Source organism: Anoxybacillus sp. MB8 (genome assembly GCF_011006755.1).
GTDB classification, from domain to species: Bacteria; Bacillota; Bacilli; order Bacillales; family Anoxybacillaceae; genus Anoxybacillus; species Anoxybacillus gonensis.
Genome location: NZ_RXXX01000073.1, coordinates 1 through 5,820, shown reverse-complemented (window position 1 = coordinate 5,820; position 5,820 = coordinate 1). Strand labels below are relative to the sequence as shown.

The following is a 5,820-nucleotide window of genomic DNA, read 5'->3' as shown; positions in this document are numbered from 1 at the left end:
CCCACCCTCTCCCATTTATGGGAACTCTGATTCTAAAAGTGGCTCACTTTTGAAGTGATCGCTCTGGCTCAATTTATTATTGACAAAAACAAATTACTCGAATCAATAAAGTTAGTTAATATGGGACGGGAGAAAAAGCTTTAGTTTGAACTAACAAAAAACCGTACAGATGCGTTTCTGTACGGTTAATGAAAAATTCTCCAATTTTTTCTTAATGACTGCCATGCTCTTCTCCACTCTCTGGAACAATTTCAAGCTTTTCATCAATAACCCCTTGCGTTTGATACGAAATCAGTTTTTCTGTTCCGGATAAATAAGCATGATTATACGGTCCTACAGTTGGATCGTTTTCAAACGTTGGTTTTAAGGTAGCCATAAACTCATAAACTTCTGGGGTAAGTTCGCCATTCTCAAGCCAAATAAGTGGCGCATGTTTTCCTAAATGCGAAAAAGGCGCTGCTGCTAATGCCATTTCAGGAGATTTGGTCGAAACAAATGATAAACCGTGTCCCGGATTGTTTAATCCCCAACCAAATCCTGTTTTCTTATCTTTAAAAGTCGCAAATGCAACAGACTGTTGAGTTGGAGTATCTCCTGAAATTCGTGTAACCTTTCCAAATTCTTTTAACTTCTCTTCGACTTCCTTTGATATTATGGACTGAGGACCTAAAATGTAGATATTCGCTTTTCCTTTTCTTTTTTTCAATGCTTCTTCTGTTTGTTTCGGAATTTTATTTTGACTAACGTATAAAATCGGTTCTTCCATATGAGCAATCCAATTGGCCGCAGGAATCGTATAAAGTTTTGCTTTTTCCTCAAAAGAACCAATGATGACACTCTCTGGTAGTTTACCTGCTACTTCAGCATACAATTGATCAATTTTTTGTGCTAATGCTGCATAATCGGTTTCATTAATTTGTTGAACTTTATAACGTTTTAGTTTATCCAACTCTTGTTTCGGCAAGTTACCGATAACAAAAATTTGTGTACCGTCTTTAATCCCAAGTGGATTTAAACGTTGAATTTCATTCAACACTTGATTTGGAATTGTATTGTTTTTTGTAAATAAAATAGGTCCGTTATTTGGATGATGAATAAGATCAGCTGCAGCCAATGTTGCTTGCCAATTTTCAAGGGGAGCTAGGATAATCCCATTTGGTTGATTTTCTTTATGAGTAGCCGGCCATACCGTTTGTGATACTAATACCGAAAGTTCAACTGGATCATCAGTATTTAATCGAGTAACGTTTTTTGTTGACAATGTAAGAAGATTTTTACTCGCTTCTTCATTATATACACTCGGTTCTTGAACAACTATAGCTGTGTTTTCCTTGTCATTGCTTGCTCCATTCGATTGACTACTTCTATGCTGACTATGCTCCATTGATTGCTCTGCTTTTTTTGAGTCATTTCCATTTTGTGCGCTACAACCTGCCGCAATAATAGTAGACGCAAAAAGTGCAATTAACATTTTGAGAATTTTTTTTGTGTTCATCTATCTATATTACCCTCCTTGATTTCTATTATGTTCAGTGATTAAACTGTTAAAAAATACTTGTTTAAAGACTCTTAAGCTTTTTTCAACATACCGTATATTTCTACTTTTTTTATATTATCTTGAATTTGTGCAGAATTTATGGATTTTATTTAATTGACTGTAGATGAGCAAATTTGCTAACATAAATTTACAAACCAAACAAAAAAGGAGACATGAACCCGATTCCTTGGTTAGAATAGATGTGCTACCAACTACCCACAAGGAGGTTCATGTCTCATGAATAGATTAGCACATCATCAAGGAATCCACAAGTTTTTCATGACGCTGGGATTGGCGCTTTATTTCTCGAAGCCGGTCATCAAGCATCTCGTTCATCTTGTCGACGCCTTGACGACCAAGGGATTTTCGGGGACATTGACGGATGTCCGGTACTGGAGTTTTCATCCGAATCATCGAACCACGCTCAGCCACTTTTTCACGAAAAGCCCTTGGAACGAGGAAAAACTGCTTGAGAAGCTTCAGGAGTGGGTTCTTCGCCAGATCGAACGCCTGGCCAAACGGACGAATCAACCCCTGTTCCTTTCGATTGATGATACCATTTGCCAAAAAACGAAGCCTTCGTCACGGGCAACGCACGCCATTCAAGGGTGTGACTGGCATTTCTCTCACAGCGATCATCAATTGGTCTGGGGGCATTCGCTTGTTTGGCTGATGGTGCACACCTTCACGCAAGCGTTTCCGTTCGCCTTTCGTCTGTATGACAAGACATCGGGAAGAAGCAAAATCGACCTGGCGATCGAGATGCTTTCCTCGCTCAAGGGGAAGCGGGCTCAGCCGGTGTATGTGCTCGTGGATTCATGGTATCTGTCCCAAGCGCTCATCGAAGCCTGTCTGAAACAAGGATTTCATGTCATCGCCATGCTCAAGACGAACCGGATTCTCTACCCGAAAGGTATCGCCATCCAAGCGAAGGAGTTTGCCCGCTATATCGAGCCAAATGACACCCGCCTCGTCACGGTGGGGAACGAGCGCTATCGTGTCTACCGCTACGAAGGCGCGCTCAACGGTCTTGATGACGCGGTGGTGCTGCTGGCCTGGAAGGCGGATCAACCGATGACGCCGGATCATCTCCATGTCATATTGAGCACCGACCGGGAGCTGAGTGACGAAGACATCTTGCGTTACTATGCCCAGCGCTGGACGACCGAATGCTTTTTCCGGCAGGCAAAAGACCAGCTGAAGCTCGATGGGTACCGTGTTCGCCACGTTCGGGCGGTGAAACGGTATTGGGTCGTGGTGCTGTTAGCCTGCGTATACAGCATCGCGGAATTTCAACAAGACATCTCTTCCGGCCTGGAGCTTCTTCGGTCTCGGAAAGGGCACAGCGTTGTCGAGTTCATCTATGACGCCGCAAAGCAAGATATTCCCATTGATGTGATCAAAAAACAGCTCCATGTCGCCTAAGGGGTCCCCTGTTTGTCTCTTAGGGAATGGAAATTACTGTAATGAAAAATACTCATCTACAGTAATTGACTTAATCAATGCTCAAATGCCATGTAAAAAGGAGAAAAAGAAAATGAATAACAAATGGAATCGGATTATTTATAAATGTTGGGCTCCTTTTTATGATTTATTTTTTAATAGAGGTGTGTTTTATTCAGCGCGAAAACAGATATTTCATGAATTTCCTTTTGGAGATGGCGAGAATGTTCTATTTGTTGGAGTAGGAACGGGTGCTGATTTGGCCTTTTGTCCATTAGAAAAAATAAATGTAGTTGCTATTGATTATTCTAAAGAAATGCTGGAAAAAGCAAAAAATAAGTATCAGAATGAAAATATAAAATTCATTCAAATGGATGCTCAATCTCTAACATTTCCAAACAATTCATTTGATGTAGTAGTAGCAAGTTTAGTCATAAGCGTAGTCCCTTCCCCCGAAAAAGTGATGTCAGAAATCGTGCGTGTAACGAAGAAAGGTGGACGTATTATTATATTTGATAAATTTGCACCTAAACATAGAGAACTGTCATTCGGAAAAAAAGTAATTCGTCCCATCATCAAGCTGTTGGGTACTGATATAGGTATTTCATTTGAAAAGGTTTACAAAAAGGTCAAACATGAATGTTACTTAGTTGAAGATAAAGATGTTATGATGAAAGGTATGTACCGAAAAATCATATTAAAAAAGAACTAGGTGATTAAAAATGATAAAAAAAATGATTCTAATGATGTTTCTTACCTTTTTATGTATTCCATCCATCGGACATGCTCATAGTTACTTATCGTCTTCTAATCCTAAAGCAAAAGAAACAGTAACTCAACCACTAGAAACAATTACTCTTACATTTGAGACAAAAATAGAGAAACTAAGCACAATGCATCTTCTCAACAATGGAAATGAAATTCCATTGAACAATATCACGGTGAAAGACAATCAACTTATCGGTACTATTTCAACCCCACTTGAGAACGGTTCATATACGATTGTATGGAAAATTGTTGGAGAAGACGGTCATCCAATCACTGGCGAAATTCCGTTTAATGTAAAAGTAGCACAAAATAAGACAAAAACGCCAACCCAGTCAACGACCTCTACAACGAAACAAGACAGCATTGAAAAAGATACGAAACTAGAAAAAAGTCAGAAAACAGAAGAAGATAGTCAAGCAAAAAATACATCTTCCAGCACATTGATCAGAATTTTAACAGTTAGCTTAGGTATTATTCTTATCGTTGGTTTGATATCAATCTTGAAAAAGAAGGGATAAGCATTGCCATTCATTGTTTCACTTAGCGAATTTTTTAACTATATTTTCTATTCTTTACTTGCTGGTCATGTTGCATTATCTTTTGTACCTGATGAAAAAAAACCAAAAATCATTATTCCAAAACCAATGCTCCTTTTATCTATATTAGGCATCATCGTCTCATCCTTTGGTCCAGTTTTACAAGTCATTTTTTATTTTTCTGATGGTAGTGACTATTTTAATCAGAAATCATGGTCAATCTTAACTGACTTTCAAGTTGGAAAAGCGTGGATTTTCATTGGTTGGGTGGCAACCTTCTTGTGGATGACCGTGTATGTGGAAGGTTCGAAATATTTACAAGCCTTTTGGTTATTATTGATGATTTTAGCAGTTGGTTACGCTAGCCATGTTGCATCATTATCATTTTGGACTGGGCTGCTTTCTCACAGTATTCACTTTTTAGCAGTAGCATTATGGACTGGAATTCTCATTCATGTTGCATGGTTTTCAAAAAACCTTCATAACTGGATGACCTTTTTAAAATGGTTTACACCATTTGCTATTGGTTGTATGGTAATCATATTAACAAGTGGCTTTTCTGTGATGCTCTTTGTAGTAGATATAAGTGATTATATCAATTCATGGGTTCTGCCTTATGGTCAAATGTTATTATTAAAGCATATCAGTATCATACCTTTACTTGCATTTGCACTAATCAATGGAATTCTTTTAAGGAGATTGTCAGCGCAGCCTAATCTTAATATTCGAGCTTGGTTGAAAGCTGAAACCATCATTATTACTGTCATATTCTTTTTCACAAGTATACTTGGCACCTTATCTCCCCCACACGATATAGATTTTACAGTTAAATCTGAGGGAGCATCTAAGTGGCTTGAATACTTAATCGGCAAAACGATTATAACTCCCGTTAATCTAAAACCAATGTTTTCTGTTGAAGGATTTTTCTTAATACTCTTTAGTTTTATATTTTTAATTATGATCTTTTTGAGCTTTTACAAAAAGATGAAGCCATATTTTGCAGTAGTTTGTGGATTGTTATTTATAGTTTGTACTTATTTTGGTCTAATGGTGAGTATAAAATAATTGGTTAACATAAAGAGTTTGTCTTGGCGCATTTTTAGGCCGTTGCATTTTAAAAAATGCAACAGGCCAAAAATGCGTTTTATTTTTTTACCTCCTTCCCAAGTACGCTCCTTCCTTTGCCTCTCCCCATTATAATTTTTGCTTGTTAGGCGCGTAAAGGGTCTGCGCTCTTCGGACGGCTTGGGGAAGCCAAGTCGGCTAACCAACCCTAAAAAGCATAGCTTTTAAGGTTTGCTAAGGTGCAGTGTATGTTACTGAAAATTTAGGACTTCCTATAATCTTGATTATGTTGCATCCCAAACATTTTGCTGCTTTTATTGAGACTAATCCAAACATATACAATTCATTTTTTCCTTAGAAATATATCCAAGAACGCTTAGAACTCATATTTCGCACCTTGGTAGGGCGGAACAAAAGGATTTTTTATTCAGTTTTTTAGAATAACTTTTAAACCAACACCAAAAGCGATGG

At 38.1% G+C, this 5,820-nt stretch carries 5 protein-coding genes; 4 read left to right on the top strand and 1 reads right to left on the bottom strand.

Annotated features, from left to right (window positions below; genetic code table 11):
* Nucleotides 1-211: 211 nt before the first annotated feature.
* Nucleotides 212-1,495, bottom strand: coding sequence for a cell wall-binding repeat-containing protein (locus EKC99_RS14920; RefSeq protein ID WP_163152606.1), 1,284 nt, complete (start codon nucleotides 1,493-1,495; stop codon nucleotides 212-214).
* 279 nt (nucleotides 1,496-1,774) lie between these two features.
* Here EKC99_RS14920 and EKC99_RS14915 point away from each other — a divergent pair, with 279 nt between their 5' ends.
* From EKC99_RS14915 to EKC99_RS14900, 4 genes are all read left to right on the top strand, one after another.
* Entirely contained in the window at nucleotides 1,775-2,962 is a 1,188-nt protein-coding gene (locus tag EKC99_RS14915) for an IS701 family transposase (protein WP_163152605.1), read from the top strand.
* A gap of 112 nt (nucleotides 2,963-3,074) precedes the next feature.
* A complete protein-coding gene (locus EKC99_RS14910; RefSeq protein WP_064214394.1) occupies nucleotides 3,075-3,692 on the top strand; it encodes a class I SAM-dependent methyltransferase in 618 nt (205 codons plus the stop codon).
* A gap of 10 nt (nucleotides 3,693-3,702) precedes the next feature.
* Entirely contained in the window at nucleotides 3,703-4,266 is a 564-nt protein-coding gene (locus EKC99_RS14905) for a copper resistance CopC family protein (RefSeq protein WP_081253598.1), read from the top strand.
* Between the two features lie 3 nt (nucleotides 4,267-4,269).
* A complete protein-coding gene (locus EKC99_RS14900) occupies nucleotides 4,270-5,349 on the top strand; it encodes a copper resistance D family protein (protein WP_033016621.1) in 1,080 nt (359 codons plus the stop codon).
* Nucleotides 5,350-5,820: the final 471 nt, after the last annotated feature.